This is a genomic window from Endozoicomonas sp. ALD040, assembly GCF_049275945.1.
Classification (GTDB): Bacteria; Pseudomonadota; Gammaproteobacteria; order Pseudomonadales; family Endozoicomonadaceae; genus Endozoicomonas_A.
In genome coordinates, this window is record NZ_CP184829.1 from 6,031,962 (window position 1) to 6,051,861 (window position 19,900).

Annotated in this window: 17 protein-coding genes; 6 read left to right on the forward strand and 11 right to left on the reverse strand. The window is 48.8% G+C overall.

The features are described from left to right. The first annotated feature begins 160 nt into the window (after positions 1 to 160). Positions 161 to 652 carry a peptidylprolyl isomerase gene (locus ACOJUN_RS21925; RefSeq protein ID WP_422133984.1) on the forward strand — a complete coding sequence of 164 codons (492 nt, stop codon included), beginning with the start codon at positions 161 to 163 and terminating at the stop codon, positions 650 to 652. Between the two features lie 12 nt (positions 653 to 664). Further along, a complete protein-coding gene (locus ACOJUN_RS21930) occupies positions 665 to 1,399 on the forward strand; it encodes a UDP-2,3-diacylglucosamine diphosphatase (RefSeq protein WP_422133985.1) in 735 nt (244 codons plus the stop codon). Positions 1,400 to 1,474: 75 nt separating this feature from the next. Here the strand turns inward: ACOJUN_RS21930 and ACOJUN_RS21935 are convergent, their stop codons facing one another. Next, entirely contained in the window at positions 1,475 to 2,653 is a 1,179-nt protein-coding gene (locus tag ACOJUN_RS21935; protein ID WP_422133986.1) for a hypothetical protein, read from the reverse strand. Between the two features lie 211 nt (positions 2,654 to 2,864). Further along, complete coding sequence (locus tag ACOJUN_RS21940) at positions 2,865 to 3,491, reverse strand: tRNA-(ms[2]io[6]A)-hydroxylase (RefSeq protein WP_422133987.1); 627 nt, start codon at positions 3,489 to 3,491, stop codon at positions 2,865 to 2,867. Positions 3,492 to 3,793: 302 nt separating this feature from the next. On the opposite strand from ACOJUN_RS21940, the gene ACOJUN_RS21945 reads away from it, so the two are divergent. The 3 genes from ACOJUN_RS21945 to ACOJUN_RS21955 all read left to right on the forward strand — a co-directional run bounded on the left by ACOJUN_RS21945 (position 3,794) and on the right by ACOJUN_RS21955 (position 6,004). Further along, positions 3,794 to 4,654 (forward strand): universal stress protein, encoded by an 861-nt coding sequence (locus ACOJUN_RS21945; protein WP_422133988.1) that lies wholly within the window; start codon positions 3,794 to 3,796, stop codon positions 4,652 to 4,654. A 509-nt stretch (positions 4,655 to 5,163) separates the two neighbouring features. After that, positions 5,164 to 5,637 carry a hypothetical protein gene (locus ACOJUN_RS21950; RefSeq protein ID WP_422133989.1) on the forward strand — a complete coding sequence of 158 codons (474 nt, stop codon included), beginning with the start codon at positions 5,164 to 5,166 and terminating at the stop codon, positions 5,635 to 5,637. A 94-nt stretch (positions 5,638 to 5,731) separates the two neighbouring features. Next, a complete protein-coding gene (locus ACOJUN_RS21955; protein WP_257254590.1) occupies positions 5,732 to 6,004 on the forward strand; it encodes an HU family DNA-binding protein in 273 nt (90 codons plus the stop codon). A 210-nt stretch (positions 6,005 to 6,214) separates the two neighbouring features. Here ACOJUN_RS21955 and ACOJUN_RS21960 read toward each other — a convergent pair whose 3' ends face one another. From ACOJUN_RS21960 to ACOJUN_RS22000, 9 genes are all read right to left on the reverse strand, one after another. Next, positions 6,215 to 7,039, reverse strand: a complete 825-nt coding sequence (locus tag ACOJUN_RS21960; protein WP_422133990.1) for an omptin family outer membrane protease — start codon at positions 7,037 to 7,039, stop codon at positions 6,215 to 6,217. Between the two features lie 108 nt (positions 7,040 to 7,147). Continuing rightward, positions 7,148 to 7,477: a helix-turn-helix domain-containing protein gene (locus ACOJUN_RS21965; RefSeq protein ID WP_422133991.1), complete on the reverse strand. Its 330-nt coding sequence runs from the start codon at positions 7,475 to 7,477 to the stop codon at positions 7,148 to 7,150. Between the two features lie 105 nt (positions 7,478 to 7,582). Beyond that, positions 7,583 to 8,809, reverse strand: a complete 1,227-nt coding sequence (locus ACOJUN_RS21970) for a glycosyltransferase family 9 protein (protein WP_422133992.1) — start codon at positions 8,807 to 8,809, stop codon at positions 7,583 to 7,585. Beyond that, positions 8,806 to 10,056: a GtrA family protein gene (locus ACOJUN_RS21975; protein ID WP_422133993.1), complete on the reverse strand. Its 1,251-nt coding sequence runs from the start codon at positions 10,054 to 10,056 to the stop codon at positions 8,806 to 8,808. The genes ACOJUN_RS21970 and ACOJUN_RS21975 overlap by 4 nt, the downstream gene beginning before the upstream one ends. Positions 10,057 to 10,284: 228 nt before the next feature. After that, a complete protein-coding gene (locus ACOJUN_RS21980; protein ID WP_422133994.1) occupies positions 10,285 to 11,748 on the reverse strand; it encodes a glycosyltransferase family 39 protein in 1,464 nt (487 codons plus the stop codon). A 733-nt stretch (positions 11,749 to 12,481) separates the two neighbouring features. Continuing rightward, entirely contained in the window at positions 12,482 to 13,768 is a 1,287-nt protein-coding gene (locus ACOJUN_RS21985) for an MFS transporter (protein ID WP_422133995.1), read from the reverse strand. Positions 13,769 to 13,818: 50 nt separating this feature from the next. Continuing rightward, complete coding sequence (guaD, locus tag ACOJUN_RS21990) at positions 13,819 to 15,171, reverse strand: guanine deaminase (RefSeq protein ID WP_422133996.1); 1,353 nt, start codon at positions 15,169 to 15,171, stop codon at positions 13,819 to 13,821. A gap of 42 nt (positions 15,172 to 15,213) precedes the next feature. Then, a complete protein-coding gene (locus ACOJUN_RS21995; protein WP_422133997.1) occupies positions 15,214 to 15,645 on the reverse strand; it encodes a DbpA RNA binding domain-containing protein in 432 nt (143 codons plus the stop codon). A gap of 121 nt (positions 15,646 to 15,766) precedes the next feature. Further along, a complete protein-coding gene (locus ACOJUN_RS22000) occupies positions 15,767 to 17,020 on the reverse strand; it encodes a NupC/NupG family nucleoside CNT transporter (RefSeq protein WP_422137116.1) in 1,254 nt (417 codons plus the stop codon). A 299-nt stretch (positions 17,021 to 17,319) separates the two neighbouring features. Here ACOJUN_RS22000 and ACOJUN_RS22005 point away from each other — a divergent pair, with 299 nt between their 5' ends. Further along, positions 17,320 to 19,872, forward strand: a complete 2,553-nt coding sequence (locus ACOJUN_RS22005) for an HYR domain-containing protein (RefSeq protein WP_422133998.1) — start codon at positions 17,320 to 17,322, stop codon at positions 19,870 to 19,872. The last annotated feature ends 28 nt before the right edge of the window (positions 19,873 to 19,900 follow it).

The following is a 19,900-nucleotide window of genomic DNA, read 5'->3' on the forward strand; positions in this document are numbered from 1 at the left end:
GGCTTGCGGTTTCTGTAAATAGTTTCCTGCATCTCAAGCAGCTTGATTAAGTCACCCATCGCTGTTTATTCCACTCTGACCTTTTACACCTGTCTCATAACCACCTAGAATTGGAGGTTTTCCGTTCGCGGATCATCTGAACAGAGATTACGGTAACCCTATGGTTGTACTGCACACCAATTTTGGCGATATCAAACTGGAACTGGACGCTGAAAAAGCCCCCAAAACTGTGGCTAACTTTCTGGAATATGTAAAGAGTGGCCACTTTGACGGTACCATCTTCCACAGGGTCATTGATGGTTTTATGATCCAGGGCGGTGGTTTTGAGCCAGGTATGCTTCAAAAAGAGACACAGACACCTATCGAAAACGAAGCAGACAACGGCCTGAAAAACACCATTGGCACTATTGCCATGGCCAGGACGATGGACCCACATTCAGCTTCATCGCAATTCTTTATCAATGTTTCTGACAACCATTTCCTTAACCACACCTCCAAGACGCCGGATGGCTGGGGCTATTGCGTATTTGGTCAGGTCACTGAAGGTATGGATATTGTGAACAAGATCAAGGCGGCTAAAACCACCTTCCGGGCCGGTCATCAGGATGTTCCTGAAGATGACGTGTTGATTGAGTCTGCTGTCGTCGAATAGGAAGCCGATTGAATGAACATACAGTTCATTTCTGACCTGCATCTGACACCCGAACGCCCGGACATTGTCCGGGCGTTCACTTCTTTCATGCAGGAGCAGGCTTCTCAATCAGATGCTCTTTACATTCTGGGCGATTTCTTTGAATACTGGGTGGGCGACGACGCCATGGAACCCTTTCATCATGACATAGCCCGTCAACTCAAAGCCTACTCTGATTCAGGCAAGCCACTGTTTGTGATGGCAGGTAATCGTGACTTTGCCATCGGCAAGGATTTCCTGAGAATGACCGGAGCCACCTGGCTCAATGACCCCTGCGTCATTGATCTGAATGGCGAGACGGTTCTGCTGATGCACGGTGACCTGCTCTGCACGGGTGACACGCAATACCTTCGCTACCGCAAGATTATCCGCAACCCTCTGGTTCTGGGCATACTTCGCCTCACTCCACGGAGTTACCGGAAAAAACTGGCTCAAAAATTACGCAGCAACAGCAAAAAAGCCAAATCCACGAAGTCTCTGGCCATCATGGATGTCACTCCGGAGGAGGTGGTTCGGGTAATGGACAAGTATCAAGTCAAAACGCTGATTCATGGTCACACTCATCGCCCGGATACCCATGAAGTCGAACTGGCTTCAGGTACCGGAAAACGGATTGTACTTGGCGATTGGGACCGGCAGGGTTGGGTGCTGACCTGTGACGAATCAGGACTGAAAATGGACGCTTTCTGTATCGAGCCACTCCTGTAAGTTGAGATAATACCGACCCGGCACCTACTGCTATCTATCCATCTTCCAATAGCGATGATGGCTTCTTATGGATTATCATTCGTCCTTCAGGATTCCCATTGACGTTGTAGTCATATGATCCTCCCGAACAACAAATGAAGGCTGCCATGGCCACCACCCGTTAATCTCGACATGTCTTTTCCCTGAAGACCACCTGCCCAGCGGCGTATCCCAATGATAGAATTCTGTGGTGCTGGGTATTGCATCAACAAACTCCATTTTCAGGGCCAGTTCTGTTGCATTCAATGGAATACCCTCCATAGTTCTGGTCATAAAACCAACAATATCCTGATGCAGCTCCTTCTCACCTTCCGGAGTCTGGAATTTTAAGGTTGCCTTGATAAAGTAACTCCCCTTGTTTTCGAAGATGATTTGAAAAGCTTCAATCTCTTCCATCCAGTAAGGAATGACCTGCTTGCCACTAACCGACGCAAAGGTGTATGCAACAGGAACAAGATCTTCAGTTGTGGTGTTTGGTTGACTGGGCCAGATAGTGCTGATTACATCAGTATCACCCCCGGCGCTGGAGTATGATGCCTTTGCAGAACCATGCCCCAGCATGCTCTGTAAATTGCTGGCCTTGCCGGTAATACTCCACTGGGAAGAGTCTGAGAGTGACGCAACATTCATCCCGCTTTTTGCCAGAAGCACACTGGTTACCACTCCAAACCCCTGGGAAATGGCATCGGCTCCAGGATCATACATCTCCATATCTGCAGCGACTGATTTCAAGAAATCCATATTCTCATTGATAACCCGAAATGGCTCCTTCAAACTGTGCTCCTTTACCAGATACCATTGAGCCATCATCGCTCCTCGTTTGCTGAACTGCCATTTAAGGTCCGTATTTACACTCGCTTTTGATGACTGATCATTCATTGGAAATGAGGCTACCTGAGGACCTTTAACATGAGAAGTCGATATTTTCAGCTCTTCAGAAATGTCACCGGAGTCCACAGAGATTTTGGAAATCTGCTGCCCTGCAGAATGAAATATTCCAGTATCAGTATCAATCACACCGATCGCACCCGGCTTAATGGCAAGATCCAGCCCCCAGTTCCCCCATAAGTTTGGCCTGACCTCTCGTATCAGAGCATTGAAACTATTCGACGGACCCTCTCGGTCAAGAATCGATAGAGAAGAACTGGAAAATAACTGTCCAGCTCCAGAAAAAAAAACGATCAGCAGCAGTGATTTTCTTTTCAGCAGGGGCATTGCATATCTCCCGAAAACCAGTATCCCAGTCAAACTGAATCAGAATGAAGGTGGGAAATCAGAGATGAGAAGCCGTAAGAATAGAGTCAGTTGAAAGCACTTTACGCAACAGCTATTGAGATAAATAAAAAATTTACAGCACAGGGTAAACCCACTAAGTATTCGATTATAGACTACGAAGCTGATCTACCATTCCCTGATTGGCTACATTTCAGGCAGTGGCCGGAACGCCACTGTGAAAACGGAAGGTTTCATCAGCGGACTCAATGGCTTCCCGTTCTACTTTGGCAAAAAAAGCCACTCGCTCTTCTATGGATTCTTCTGAAAGACTTTCTGCCAGAGTCAGGTAATCTTTGAAATGTCGACCTTCCGACTTGAGCAGTGACAGGTAAAACTTCTTCAGCTCATCATCAAGATATGGGGCCAGCTTGTGAAATCGTTCACAGGAGCGGGCTTCAATGTAAGCACCAATAATCAAGGTGTCCACCATTCGAGCGGGCTCCCAGGTTCTTACGTGCTTTCTTAGCGCTCCGGCATAACGTGAAGCTGACAGGGTTCCATAAGGAATATCCCGTTTTTTGATAATGGCCAGAACTTGTTCAAAATGCCTCAACTCCTCACGAGCCAGGCGCGACATTTTGTTGAGCAACTGAAAATGCCCGGTGTAGCGATACATCAGGTTCAAGGCAGTGGAAGCCGCTTTTTTTTCACAATTAGCGTGATCAATCAGCAGAATATCCTGATTTTTCAGCGCTTCTGCAATCCATTCATCTGGCGTCACACAGGGTAAAAAAGCATCCAGTTCAGGAAAAAGTTCGGTCAGGCTCTGGTCACTCATTATTTCTATGTCTCTTAGCAACAAAATCCAAACAACCAGGTCCTGGTAAACGACCCTGATTAAGTTTGAATAAGGGTAAAAATTCCGGCACTACCTTACCTTTAAAGCTGAATGCTGTCATGGGTTGATGCCTGTTAATAGAGCCATCGTCACAAATTTCTGATTAACAAGTTAACGATATTAATGCAGATCATTTTTCCTCATCGGGCTATTCAGTTCGATCCCATTAGTCTATAAAAAAAACAGTTAGAGTTAGACCCCCTCAGGGTTATAGAAATTCTTAAGGTATAAAGGAGCAGGCCATGCAAGGAATACAACGAATACTCGTTATTGTTGATACTCGCAAAGCCCGTCATGTCGCACTCAATCGAGCCACCCAACTGGCCAGGGCAGCCCATTGCAGTCTTCATATTCTGGCTCCGAACCCCAAACCTGACGCAACGTCTGCTGAGGTACTCTCTACACTTAGCAAAAATGTCGAGGCCGACGGTATAGAAGTCACCAGTCAGGAGTCGTGGCGAAATAACCTTCTCGACACCATTATCCATGTCAGACAGATGGAACGCAGTCATCTGGTTATCAAGGATTTCCGGCAGGAAAGCTTTATGGAAAAGCCTTTCTCTACGCCTACAGATTGGGCTTTACTGAGAAAAAGCCGGGTTCCGGTCCTTCTGGTTCGTCATGATCGTCCGTGGGAAAATGAGCCTATGCTCGCGGCCATTAAGGCCGATCCCGGAGATGCCGACCATCAACAGCTGAATAAGGCCATCATGGAAAATGCCAGAGTGGTCAGAGACTATTTTGATGCACAGCTGCATCTGGCTTCTGCCTACCCCACCATAATGCTGGCAGTATCCGACAAGGGTGACGGTCAGACCAATGAGGAGCGTTACCTTCAGAATTGTCAGCATTTTGCCAAAGATTACGGGATTACCGAGGACGCTATCCACCTGATCACTGCACCAGCGGAGGCCATGATTCCGGACCTGACCCGTGAGCTGGCGGTATCACTGCTGATCATGGGCACCAATGCCCGTTCAGGCCTCAGTGGACTGACCCTGGGCAATACGGCTGAGAAGTTGGCCAGCAATATCGACTGTGACCTGCTTGCGGTTCAATCCAGACACCACATGCTGCCGCTGGAGCGTGAGCTGGAAGCCTGACCAGATTCCTGAGTGCTACTTTCTGTCAGGCCCGTCAGGCAGCGAGAAAGTAGCTTCATAGGATTAAGGTACGGATAGGCCCCGGATACATTGCTCTTATCAGGCTTGGCTCAATGCCATTGTCAAGGTGACTGCCTATATTTTTGTCATTTATGGTAGCCTCCAAAGCACAGTGGAACACGTCAGTGCCGACACGATTCGGGACGAAAACGGCAAGAGCTTCTATATTGTTCGGGTTAGAACGAAAAAAAACCATCCGGGCACTTCCGAGAACCCGTTACCGATTATTTCTGGAATGCAGACCAGCGTTGGCACTTCCACAGAAGAATATCGGTTCCGGATTACTTGCTTAAGCCGATCCGTCGTTCTGCTCTGAGAGAAGCCTGAATAGTAGGAAACTGACCAAGAACAGACAGCCTGTGACCAAAACTGGAATCCATCGGTCTTAATTCCTGATTAGGCGGCTTCCAATTTTGTAAAACGCCGCATTGAATTTGCTGAGGAAACTGATGGCCAACGAAGATTCAGTAGTAACCCCTATCACAACACATGGGGTTGAAGACCCTGACACTGGAATGTCTGCCAGACAGTTCGGAGCTCAGATCGTCGTTGATCGAACCAGACCCGTTTTTCAGAGGGAACTGTCGGATATTTCCACCAGTCACCAGCCTGTATTCCCCATAAGGCTGCACACGGCTCACGAACTTCTGCAAAGCCCTGCCCTGACCACCACTATTGATTACGCAAATTATGTCAGCGCCCCGGAACTGCCTGCCCTGCTCTGTACCCTGAAGCAGGCAGGCAGAAAAGATCTGATTGACCAGATATTCATCCGCCATAAACAGGATACCAGCGACAGCCATTGCAATTGTCGGTCCGTCGATGATCCGGCTTGCACCATCAACTATCCGGACCCCACACATCAGCCGCTTCTGGTTGTGAATTATGAGGAACAGCAATATGGCCTCTATCCTTCATCCTGAGTACGTCTGATACCAGAGATGCCCGTCGCCCATCCAGAGTTGCTCCGGGTGGGTATTCCTTCTCACCCACAGGTAATCATTGTCGAGACGCGCTATGAACAAGAAAGAACTTGTTGAAAAGGTCGCAGAGCAATCCAACCTTTCAAAGAACAAGGCGGAGCAGGCCGTCAATGCCTTCATTCAAAATACCCAGGATACCCTTGCAAAAGGGGATATTGTGCAGCTGATCGGGTTTGGAACTTTTTCAGTGGTGGATCGAGCGGCGCGCAAGGGAAGGAACCCGCAAACAGGCCAGGAAATTCATATACCCGCCTGTAAATTGCCGCAATTCAAACCGGGAAACAAACTGCGGGAAGTGGTGAAATAACCAGACAACACAAAGTTGTCTACCGCGTCACTACCCAAACCGGCTCGATCAAAGCAAAATGGAGAGGACCTGTCTGGACAATGCCAATAAGGCTTTTGTTCTGACAGGTCTTCAGTGAGCCTCTTTCATTGCAGCCAAAAATAGTTGTTTGATGCATGGTTATTGAAAAGGCGCTTTTCAGCGCCTTTTATCAAGCAAGTATACAAGCTATCAGAAGCTGTACTTTAGTCCAACCGATATTAATGAACTTTCGTTGGCTGCTCCGCCTCCGTCTTTCAAATAGAATGTTTCAGAACCATCATCGATCTTGAGATTAATGTTTTTCTCAGAAAATTTTGTGAAAGTATATTCACTGTAAATTTTCATCCTCGGACTTAGTTGATAGGCGTAATTAAACGATAAAGAGCCGTAAGTTGAATGGCCACTACCTTTGCCGTCATAAGTCGTATCTATAAGATGGTGCGTATCGAAATCTTCAGCTTTAACCAGAGGGCTCCATTTTATTTGGGCACCATACTGAGATTTTCCGACTCTGTAGTCTCCACTCAACCCCAGATATAACGTTAAAAATATTTGCTGGTATGAAACTCCAAGAGTGTCATGAGGTATAGTACCTACATCCTCACCGAAATCGTAATTATATGAACCTCCACGTGCCTCATAGTGCATTTTTTGACCAAACAGGCCGCCAGTAACGCCTACTTTATAATCGCTTTTTGAAAGCAGCCAATAAGAAGCACTTAGATCTATTGCAGAGGCCTTGGTTGTTTTTGTGTGAGGGTGTTTTGATATGTCAGATGGTTCAGCTATTCCTGACTCCCAGTCCCTATCTGTCAAATAGCCATTGCCGTGCGTCAGTGTCATCCAGTAGTCTGCATTAAATGTCCATCTTGGGTCTAAATCCCAAATTGCACCTAGCTTGATAACAGGGGCATTGTAAGTTTCCCAATCGAGTTGGCTGGCTCGTTCCCCGTCGATATAGACTAACTCGGTCGCCTCTCCACTTAAGACACCCAATGAGCCTTCAAATGTCACTTTGGCATTTGCACCTGTGGCTGCAACGGCAAAAAACGGAAATAAAATTAACTTTTTAACAACTCACCTCCGAGCATATGAAGTGAGAATATGAGCTTCTGAAGCCGATCACCCCATGGCTCTCATGACATTAAGAATGGCCCGCTTTTTCTTCAGGTTCATTCTGTTCAGGCTGCGAATGATCTCATCATCGACTTGAGTGTCGCAGATGGTATCTGCAGGTGAAGTCAGATACTGATTCCCCCTGCCTGTCGCCAACCATTCAAATGAAACTTCCAGAAGCTCAGCCATTTTGCGGAGATTTTCAAGACTGGGACTGCTCATTTCGGTTTCCCATTGAGCCAGAGCACTTCGGGAGACACCGATCAGATCAGCCAAAACTTGTTGGGAATAACGCTTTTCCTTGCGTGAGCGAAGAATCCTTGTTGTCAGGTTCATCCTTGAACTCTCGTCGATAATCGAAAAAGATACTTTATTAAAATTTAGTGTAACACATGCTCTGGTAATGACCGGTTGCAATTAGAGAATCCTTTCTCCCGAACCCTAACCTGCTTTCAAGATCAGGCTGTTATCCAGCACTGGCCTGAGTAAATCCAGTACTTGTCGGGAGTCAATGGCTTTCAGACATTGGTTATCGTTGCAACTGGTCTTCCTGTGATTCGCGGCACTGACACAGGGCGAACAGGGCAATCCGGCATAGATCGGAGTTGAATTCCCGAGGGCACCGTAAAGTGCGGGTGTTTCCGGGCCGAATATCACGAAGGTTTTCAGTTCTGTGACGGAAGCAAAATGAGGAGGTCCGGAATCATTGGACAACATCAGTTCAGAGAGAGAGTAAAGGGGAACCAGCTCCTTAAACTCAAAAGCACCGGCACTGTTGAGACAGCGTTCATGTTTCACCCGCTGTCTGAGAATTTCAGCTTCTGGACGTTCTGCCGGAGCACCGGTAATGACCACCAGAATATCTGAGTACTCGGCCAGCAAAGTCCGAATAACGTCAACGTAACGATCTTTCATCCATCGTCTCTGGGGGAGCAGGTCACTGGCATTAGGGTTCACAAGCACCAGACGCTGAACACCCGGTTCAAAACCGACATAAAGCGATTTCAGCTTGGTGATCACCGATGATCTCAGATCACTGCTTACTTCTGCTCTGGCCAGTTGAATTGACTCATCAAATAGCTCTTTCTGATAAGGCTGATAAGGTGTATTTTGAGAAGCCCTCACCAGAGTCATAAAGTTTTTCGAAATATGGCTGTATGGGTTATACATCACCGGGTTAGTTAAGTAATTACCCCGGTACAGACCCTCTTCATGAACCCGATCAAAACCTGTCCGATTGCTGGCACCGCAGAGTCGACTCAGAATGGCTGTAAAACGTGAGAACAACTCCAGATCAATCACCGTATCAATTTTCTTTTTCCGACACCAGATCAGGAATTTAAGGCTACTGATTGCCAGGCTGAATAAATTATCCGGTTTAATCAGGAAAATGTTGTCCCGATGAATGGTATTTAATAACTGCAGGCTGGTCGCATTTTTCTCAAAAATGACAAAATGCAGGGTTTTGCCCTGTCCCTTCAGCCAGCGCATGGAAGGGTCAGCCAGAATAGCACTGCCCATTTCAGACAACTCAATCAACAGTACATTGTTAGAAACCGTCTTCTGCCCCTTATGAATCCAGTCAAAAGGCCAGAAAACCAGTTTTAAAAGAAGACAGAGTGGAACACCCACATAATGATCAACCCATCGCATAGTATCTACTTTCACAGGTTGGCCCCCTTAGCTACATTGGACTTTTGTCCTGAAAAAACAAATACCGTTGCTATGGTGAAATTAAATAACATGCCCGCCAAAACACCGGATATCAGTGCCAGCTGTTTGTATTCCGTAAAGAAAGGTACAAAGGACGTTAATAAATAATAAGTTCCCCAGTTGGGGATAAAACTGACCATACACATAGTCAGATATTTACTCCACTGTTTCAGTTTTTTCTCTTTGGGGACATGGGAAAAAGTAAAAGTACGATTCCAGAACCAGTTCCAGCTGGCAGCGACCCAATAGGAACCGCCTCTTGCCAGCAAGTGAGGCACTCCCAGCCACTGCACTGAGAGAGTGTAAAAACCCATATCCACCAAGAATCCACTGGTTCCTACCATGCCGAACTTGGTCAGTCTCTGCCCTGTCATAAATAGCTTGTTCAACAGGGTTCCTGATTGTTTCATGCGAGCTTCCAGCTCGTCCTGATAAAGAGAGAACATACAGTGAGCGGATAAAACCAGAGCCAGCAACGCAAGTACAAATTGTAAATACATAATCACTTTATAAGAGCGGAATCCATTGTCGTAGAATGGCAATACAGCCACGCACAACAAACCCAGAAGAATAAAGACCATCCGACTCTTAAGGCCAGATGCCACTTTACTGGCGAGGAAGTCCCCTGTCACAGCAGCAAGAATACCCACCCAGGCGCCCAGAAAAATATCAAACGGCCAATGAGCCCCGACAACAATGCGTGAGATTGCAGAAAGAATTGCAATCGAAAGAAGCAGGTATTGAGTGAGTGAATTCAAATAAAGAAACGAAAGTCCAACCAAAAGAAAAACCGTACCGGTATGCCCCGAAGGCATGGTATCTGTTTTTAAAACAGGCCCCAGGACATTAACGGCTTCAAGCCCCAGCTCGCCGACCGGACGTGAGAAGGGAAGAAGTGCTTTACCACCACTCAATAAAAAGTCACCCACCAACATGGTAAAAATAATCGCCAGCTGTTTGTCCGGCTTTTTATAAAACAACAACATAGCCAGAGGAAACAGGAAAAAGCCATCCCCCAGGTTGGTTAATAACACCCAAAAAACAGCAGCGGGCGACTCAACACCCCAGTCATTGACCTGATAAAAAACTGAATGATTGACCGCTGTGACTGAAAACAGCGCCACGAAGGGAAACAGAAAGCAGCTGGCTTTATAGATTGTTGAGCGAGACCGGCCAGAATCGACTCCGAGCAAATCGGACATTCCTTATATAACCTCGAAACCCTGTCAAAACAGCTTTCAGCGATAAAAATGATGATTCATCATGAACAGATGAATTTATCCAACACTAAAAACCAAGTTACAGCAAACAGAAGAATATGCAAAGACAGAATAAAAAAACTGATGAAATCAATGTTAAAGGCAAGCCGTACAGAAAAGCACAAAAACCCCATCAATAGACCAGGGATGAGGCTTTAAATAAAACCTCAGTTACTGAGCGACCTGACACCGATAAAACTGGAATCGATTAACCGTAATAGTGTCCAGCCCGGATTCTGTCTCATCGACCAGTATGCAGGAAAAGTTCTGTATTTTAAGGCGGCCACTCTCAGGGGCTGATTTCTTATCGCGTACCAGCAGACCATAACTACCGGATTCTGGTTTGCCGTGCCAGAAATCAAACTGGGTTAATCGATCGGTCAGCAGTTGCACGGGTTCAGGGTAGGCATACCAGGCTATGCGACTGGCCTTGGTCCAGTTATCCACCATCAGAACCGATTCTATTCCTGCTTCTTTCTGCCACTTCTGCTTCAATAACTGCGCCTGTTCAGCCGCTGCTTTCCAACCCACCAGGTCTTTGATGGCTGAGGTCATGAAAGGGAAAGTAGAAAGAGGCATAAAGGCCAGAAAGAAAAACACAAAGCCAATCAGTCCCAGTGACAGGATGGAAGAAAAAACAACCAGACCTTTCACCCACAAACGGGACCAGCCATGGCAGATCCAATAGGCCGACAAAGGCGCCAGTAGTGTCCAACCCAGGGCTGGCCAGTTAGGCAACACTGTGCCATCACCGGCAGACCAGCTGGTCACAGCCAGTAACGGCACAGCACTCCAGATAATCAGCCAGGAAGATGCCCTGTGGCGCTCCGGGATTCGTTTCCTGATCAGTGAAAAAATCGCCGCTATGGCGGCAACATAAGCCAGTAAGGAATAGAGAAGCATTTGCGCCAATTGCATGACCAGAGCTTCTTTTAATGACCACTCCTCAACCCCGACACCACGATTAAACTGGTAAGCCAGAGATGCCCAATCGTTGTCAGCATTCCAGAGGAGTACAGGAGAAATCAACACCAGTGCTATCGAAGCTGCCAACCATGGACCGGCCTGTCGAAGCCATCTCAGTCCCTGATACTGAATCATGAAAAGTATCATGCCCAGGGGCAGGAATACCGCCGTATATTTGCTCAACCCCGCCAAACCAAAGACGATACCCAGAGCCAGCCAATAAGGTAAACAATTGTCATGGTGGATGCGGTAAATCAATTCCAGCGACAAGAGACCAAAGACCATCAGGGGCAGATCAGGTACCAGCCCCCACCCCATCAGCTGCAGAATAGGTGCCGTATTGATCAGAAAGACTGCCACCAGTCCGATCCAGACCGGACCATCAGGAAAAAGTATCCTGCTGACCCTGAATGCCAGATAACTGCTTAACGCATAAAGAATCGCAGGGACAAGCCTGACTGTAAATTCATCGTACCCCAGCGGTGCTACCAGAAGTTGTAACCAGCCCACCATAGGTGGATGATCAAAATAACTCAGGGCCGGATGAAGGGCATAAAGTGCATAGTGAGCTTCATCAACACCCAGTGGCACTCCGGATGCCATGGTTAAATGAATCAGGAGCACCGTGGTAATGATACCCCAGGCTGCAACTTGCCCTCGTTCCTGCATGAACACACCCGTTAATTATGATTGGATAAAGCGATCGCCCAAAGTTCCACTACCGATTCTGCATCACTTATCAGACAGGAATTGAGCAAACTTCCTGAATCTGATTAAAGTATTCCGCCCGGCTTTCCCCTGTCTGATAGAGAGCTCATTACTCTACGACAAGGGATGTCTAAAAAAAAGTATGTCAGAGTACCCATATCATTCTGAGACAGTGCGCTTTTTGTGAAAAATGCAGCATTCGGGTCTAAGGTAGATGAACTCTTTGTTGTTGCCTCATGGGTCTTTGCACCTGAGGTACCATACTGTGATGGCTGCAATCCCTCTCTGCCCGAAGCGCCCAAACTGGCCGGAGCAAAGTTTGTTAGTGCTAATCCGTAACTCATAACAACATAACATTCTTGAAAAACTATGTCCTTGGACAGTCAACGGATAAAAAAGTTCATAGCTAGCCAGCCGTCTTTACGCTGGTTCACACATAGCCATTCTCTTCCTTGGGCTCATTCAGAAACGGTATCTCATAGCGAACGAAGTGGTGCTGCACTTCATTGGACTGGTAATCAAATATCCGGACTTTGCCACCCCCTGCGACAGGTTAAAACTCAACAGGTTAATCGCAACGCAATTGCTGATTCTTTTGTTCATTGAATAATCTACCGCAACGGCCGCTCTGGCATTAAACACCCTGACTAGGAGCCTGACCGAGAATAGCGCCCGTAGCGAGGACGGCAGGCTGCTAGGCCTGGCTTTCGTGGGGGTAAGTCTCTCGCAGGAACAGGAATAGGAAACACGCCAGAGCCAGGATTAGCGGAATACACACCAGGGCCCATTGATAGTTGACGACGGTTTGCGCGGCATCTCCTTCTATATCAGCTATCCGCGCCACCAGCCCTGAGCCCGACAGGACCCGACCAGGAATTGCCATGATGATACCGCCCACAATGAACTGCACCGCATTCACAACGGCGGCCGAGGTGCCAATGAGGTGTGGCTCCACCAACTCCGCAGCAATCGGAAAGTTCAGCATGGACGCACCAGCCATCCATCCCCAGGCGAAGAAGAAGATATTCGCTTGTTGCGGTGACATGGAGGGATTTAACAGAATGAATAGAATGGTGAGTAGCTGGAGAAAGCAGCCAATGAACATGGTTTTCCTGCGGCTACGGAAAGTGTCTGAGAGCCAACCCCAAACCGGCGCGCCCAGTGCGAGTCCACCCCACATCATTGAGCTGGTGAAAAACGCGTCAGTCTGCCCCATACCCGCGACCATCAGGTACTTGGGACCCCAAACCACCCCCATAGACAGCATGGTACCGAAAGTCGCACCACCAATGAGAGCGTTGATCCAACTGTCCGGGATGGATGCCACCTCGTTGATCGCATGCACCACATCGTGCAGGAATTTACGTCCCCCCTCCCAGGGAATGAGGTGCTGGTCCTTCCGTGTCGGATCTCGCATCACGATAAACATAACTGCCGTCAGAGCTGTTCCGCCCAGTGCAAGGCCATTCAATACGGTGTTCCAGGGTAATTCCTGTACCAGGCTGCCCAGCACACGCTGGCCAATAATTGCTGCGGCGGACGCCACAAACTGTACCCAGCAGAACATAATTCCGTACTTGGCAGCACCGAACCAGCTCCCTCCGGTAAAGCCGGCCCCGACAAAGCCGAAGGATGCACCCAAGGCCATCAGCACCTGCCCCAATACCAATACTTTGGGGCCATCCGCATTGGCAAAAATTAACCCCCCGACCGAGACAAAGCCCGCTGCGATGGGCAAGACCCAGCGAATGCCGAAGCGATCCAGGATAGAGCCACTGGAGAACTGCACCACGGCAAATGCCCAGGTATAGATAGAGCCAATCAAACCCACCTGGGCCACCGTCAGCGAAAGATCTTCCTGCATGCCCACGCTGGTGATGGCATAGCCCGTCTGGAAGGTGAAAACAAAAACGACAAAAGCGGTTGCCAGTAGCCAGTTGATCCAGGCCTGTCCGCCACCCAGGGTGCTTTGCCTACTCATGCTGATACTCCTGTCTGGCCAGGTTTGATGGAGAGCTATTTCATTTCATGTCATGCTTGTGTCTCACTGGCTACTCGCTGGTACACGCAATTGCCGTTGACGTAGGTCGCACGTGCAGTGCGATCATCGCCCAGTGTCATGAGCACAAACAAAACCTCGTCCAGGTCGTTTGCGTACTTCAGGCGATAATCCATCAACGGGGTTGCCTTTAGATCCAACACCGCAATGTCTGCCTCCATCCCGACCGCAATGCTGCCGATCTTGTCATCAAGGTACAGGGCATTGGCAGCGCCACGGGTTGCCAGGTAATAAGCGTGATGGGCACTCAGGGAATAACCACCCATTTGCGCGACCTTGTAAGCCTCGTTCATGGTGACTAACTGGGAGAAATTGGTGCCAGCACCGAGGTCAGTTGCCAAACCGACCCGAATCGGCCGCTTGCTGTCCATGGCAGTTTCCACGCTGAACAGGCCACTGCCCAGGAACAGGTTGGAAGTTGGGCAGTGGGAAATCGCCGTTCCGGTATCGTGCAGGATCTGAAATTCCTCTTCAGTCAAATGGACACCGTGGCCAAGAATGCTGCGCTCACCCAGCTGCCCGTAATAGTGGTATACGTCCAGATACCCGGTACGCGCTGGGTACAGTTCCCTGACCCACTCAATCTCGCCCAGATTCTCCGACACATGGCTTTGCAAATAAGTACCGGGGTGCTCTTTCCATACAGCCCCGGTCATCTCCATCTGCTCAGGAGTACTGGTTGGAGCGAAACGCGGCGTAACACAGTAGAGGCTGCGCCCCCTGTTATGCCATCGGGCGATCAGTTCCTTGGTCTGGTCGTAGCCGTTCTGCGCCGTGTCCATCAGTTCCGGGGGCGCGTTGCGGTCCATCAACACCTTACCTGCGATATTGCGCATCCCCAGCTTCTCGGATTCCTCGAAGAAAGCATCCACCGACACCGGGTCTACGGTGCAGAAGACACAGGAGGTGGTCGTGCCACTGCGCAAACCCTCTTGCAGGAACACTTTCGCGACTTCCAGGGCATGCGCCTTGTCCCTGAAGTTTTGCTCGGCAACAAAGGTGTATTTATTCAGCCAGTCGAGCAACTGCTTGCCATACGCACCAATGATTTCCGTCTGCGGGTAGTGCACGTGGCAGTCAATGAAACCGGGGACAATCAGGGAATCTCTGTAGTTAGTGACTTCTATGCCCTCGGGCAAAGAGGGCAGGACCTGATCAGCAGGACCAAAAGCTGAGATCTTTCCGTCCTGCATCACTATCACACCGTCGGGCTCGTGGACGACACACTCTTCCAGCGGCGACTGGAAGGGGTCGTCCCGGTAGGACAGGACCGAGCCTCTTACCGCACATGGCTCACCGACACCCGGGGAATGGCTTGCAGACATAGCGTTTCCCTCAACAGTTGCTAGTTGCTTGAAACAAGAAACTTACGAACTAGATGGCGCAACTGTCGTTATAGCTCCAGACTGGGAAAACGCAAACCCCCGGATATATCTTCCTTTGAAAAAAACCTCTACAAAACAGAACATTTCAAGGTAGAAGTTTCGTAGTTTCATCGAGCAAGGGCAAAGGTAGTGATCACTCCTTCTTTTCATGCGTCCCCCGGCTTTCTGCTTTTTCTCACCCGACTTTTTCTTGCCCTGCCTTTTCTCGCGCGGCACACCCTCAGGTATATCCACAGTCGAGTCACTGTCATAGATTTCGATGCGACCTATTGATTCGGCATCAATTTCTGCTTTATTGGCAAACAGGATTCTTTGCCCTTCCCGTTCCGGACTGCACCTGGTCCAGCAGGTTAGGCCCGACAGCAGATGGAGAATCGTCATGGTCTGAGAATCAGAGGGGGTCTTGTAGCCCATTTGAAATAGCTGAATGTTAGCCCTGAAAACCCAATCAATAGAAGAGAAAATATAGAAAATAGCAGACTCAGTCAGGAAGAATTGAATGAGCCGTTGACTACGACTCACCCAATAACGGACTTCAAACGGCCAAGGCCAGGAACAGACCGGCAATAGTGGCACTCATCAGGTTAGAGAGTGTACCCGCTACCACCGCTTTCAAACCAAAGCGGGCGATGTCCTGACGACGGTCAGGCGCCATAGAGCCCAGACCACCCAGCAGAATAGCAATGGATGAAATGTTGGCGAAGCCACAGAGGGCAAAGGTCAGAATTGCCTGAGAACGATCAGACAACAAGGCAACACCGGCCTTGGCTGCCGCTTCAGCATCGACGTAGTTAGCCAGACTGCTGAAAGCAACAAACTCGTTAACGATCACTTTCTGACCCAGGAAGCTGCCTGCAGTCAGAGCTTCAGACCAGGGTACGCCGATCAGGTAAGCCAGAGGAGAGAAGGCATAACCCAGGATCAGTTCTATGGTCAGGTCAGGATAACCCAACCAGCCACCAGCCCAACCCAGCAAACCGTTAAGCATGGCAATCAGGGAGATGAAAGCCAGCAACATGGCACCAATCATGGCAGCCAGTTTGAGACCACTGGCAGCACCCGAAGCAGCAGCATCAAAAATATTAGCTGGCTTTTCTTCAGAGCCCTCCTCGTCAATGTCGTCTACGTCATCATGAGGTGTCTCGGTCTCAGGCTTGATAATTTTTGCCATCAAAAGGCCACCCGGAGCCGCCATGAAACTGGCAGCAATCAGGTACTTAAGCTCAACCCCCATACTGGCGTAACCCACCATAACTGCACCGGCAACAGACGCCAGACCGCCCACCATAACGGCAAACAGTTCGGACTGAGTCATAGGGCTGATGAAAGGACGAACCATCAGAGGTGCTTCAGTCTGACCAACAAAAACGTTAGCAGCAGCTGAGAGCGATTCTGTGCGACTGGTGCCCAGTAATTTGTGCAGAGCGCCGCCAAACAGTTTGATGACAAGCTGCATGATCCCCAGGTAATACAGCACTGCCACCAGAGCAGCAAAGAAGATAATGACAGAGAGAACATGGACAAAGAAGATAAAGCCAAGCTTGAAGCTGGCCAGTCCTCCAAACAGGAAACCAATACCACTGTTAGCATATCCCATAACAGCATTAACGCCGTTGGTAATGGCTTCCAGAATGTATTGTCCGGCAGGGATATAAAGAACGAATGCGCCGATACCCGCCTGAATAGCAAATGCCCCACCCACGGTTCGCAACTTTATCGCTCTGCGGTTGTCCGATAATAATATTGCAATACCCAATAGGACTGCGATTCCCAAGAGACTTATAAGCATGTGTTGCACGGGGATGGTCACCTTAAAACGGATTTTTGGGGCATTATACTTATATATTTATTGGCTTTAATAGAAAGTAATTACCGAATAAAAACATAATAATGACACACCCTATGTCCCGTAGAATTCGCCTGTAAACGGATACAAAGATTTCACTCAATCTGCCGACGACTCCGGCAACCTGCAAAATTGCTACAAATCTGCTCTCTGACTAGAATCTGATGTTGATGATATTCTGATGTAATGAAAGACAACTTGATTCTGTCCACTAAATGATTTCTTAAGAATTGGATCTCATCATGGGATACTGTTCAGAACGCTTTCTGGTTCTCGCCTTTCTCACCTTAATTGGATTATTAGAACCCCGGATTTCGACGGCCCAGGTAGCCTGTCCAAGACTACCTTCCTTTGGTGATCTGGCCGAAGGAGATTACACGACATCACCCAGTAGTTGCATTTTCAATGGGGCTGCACATCCGAACAACGGGTTTTCTGTCATCAATCGTTTGCAAAGCAAGCGGGTTTTTATCGGCTTTGGTGAAGCAGGTGTGCCCAATTTTAATATCTCCGACTATTCAGGCAGCTGCGCGGGACAAGGTTGCGTCGCACCTACCCATTTCAGACCGGGCTTCTTTTACGAATGCAATCCAGACCTCGGCTCTTGCACTATCAATCACGACTACACTCAGGACAACGGACAAATTGTCAACTTGAATTTCTCGGTCCCTTCTGGCTCGGAGGAGATAACGCCATTTGTCGCAAATGGTGGCAGATTTGACATTACTGCGCCGGTTTTTTCGGGAGTTCCCTCTGACATTTACGTAACCGCTCCGGCGGGACAGACGTCATACGTCGTTACGTTTGCGTCACCCACTGCAACAGACAATACCGATGGCCCTGTGACACCAACACTAACCTCCAGCCCTACTCCCGGATTGAACAGCGGAAGCGCCTTTCCACTGGGTGTAACGACCCTTACGTATACCGCGACAGATCGGACGGGTAACATAGCGGCCTACAGTTTTGGTGTGGTCGTTACGACTTCACCACATGTTGACAAGACCGCACCCGTTTTTTCGGGGGTTCCTTCAAACATATACAAAACCGCCCCAGCAGGTGAGACCTCAGCCGTCGTAACATTTACCTCACCCACTGCAACAGACGATGAAGATGGCCCGGTGACACCAACACAAACATCGAGCCCTACTGTCGGCTTAAACAGCGGAAGCGCTTTTCCATTGGGAGTAACGACCCTTACGGATACTGCAACAGATCATGCGGGTAACGTCGCGACCTGTAGCTTTGATGTAATCGTCTCGGCTTCACCACTTGGCTCGGTAACACTTGTGATCCGGTCTGACGTCGACGGTACTTTCTTTATTCGGTCGTCAGCTCCTGACTTGAACACTGCCATTCCGGTCAAATCCGGATCGGGCAGTTCCGGAGCCATTCCTTTGCCTCCCGGCAGTTATCCCATAAACTTTTCGGCACCGGATGGTATCGGGGTAGAAGGTGCTACATGCGACAATCCCTCAGGCGTTCTGGACGTACAAAAACAAACTGGTACGCTCTTGCTTACCTCTGCGGAATCGATTGTTTGCACGATTGATCTGAAGGACTCGCGGCGCGCCACAACGCATCAGATAGAGCAATTTCTGGAGGCGCGGTCCAGGCTGATCCTGCAACACCAACCCGATGTCGTCCGGCGCATCAACAGACTGGAAAATAGCATGCCAGGAACTTCTGGCATCGAAGGTTTCGGCTTTGCATTCAATGCCGGGAGCTTGCCATTCTCAGCGTGCCTCGGAGCAGATCGGTTCAGTTTTGCCTACAGCAGAAGCAATGCGCATTCGCATGCGTACTCACCTGGTTTACACGCTAATCTTCAGCAGGTTCTTGCAAATATCGATGTATTGATCGCGACATTAGGGTCTGACCAGCGGGTCGGTAGATCGTCCTCAGTTTCAAAAACAGGGCTGTCTCTGGATGACCTTCATCGCTCTCTCGAAAATCCAGACCCTCGACCACAATTCCCAACCGCAGTTGGCAAACAGATTATGCTTGCAGCCAACTCTGAGATCCCTTTTAAGTTCGACGTTTGGACCGAGGGACAAATCAGCAGGTTCAATTACAAAGAAGGTGATGGCAGTTTCGGAGTTCTTCATATTGGTATGGATTATTTGTTCCAGCCAAAGCTTCTTGTTGGTCTTTCCGTTCAGGGTGACTGGACGGACTTAGAGTACTTAGTCCCTGGTAGTGAAGCAGAAGGTGTTGGGTTTCTGGTCTCTCCGTATTTGACCACAGAGCTGTCAGACAATTTCTATGTCGATGCCCGTGCTGGTTGGGGTAAAGTAGAGAACAGGATTTCACCCTTTGGCACCTATCGGGATTCGTTTGATTCTGAACGCTGGCTCGCAACTGCTGCGCTGATCGGAACCTGGCAGATACAGGAAACTCGAATCACGCCAGAGGCAAGACTGTCCTACTACAAGGAAAAAAGTGATGACTATCTGGATTCGTTGAACGTAGCCATTTCTTCGGTTGAAGTCGAAACCGGCGTTTTTCAGTTTGGACCAACGGTCAGAAAAGACTTCAAAATGTCCACGGACACTCGTCTGTCACCCTTTCTCACGTTTGAGGGAATCTGGACCTTCAAACAAAAAAACTCTGCACCAGTTCCGTCCGGTTCATCCGGCCTGGCTGGTGAGGGTTTTAGAGCAATGCTCAAGACCGGCATTAACCTCTACAGCAGCAACGGTGTCAGTTTTTATTGTTCAGCCTATTATGACGGAATCGGCGATGGCGACTTTGAAGCCTCGGGATTAGACCTGCGTTTTGATCTTCAGTTTTGAAAGGTGTGAAGCCTGTAGAAAATCTGGT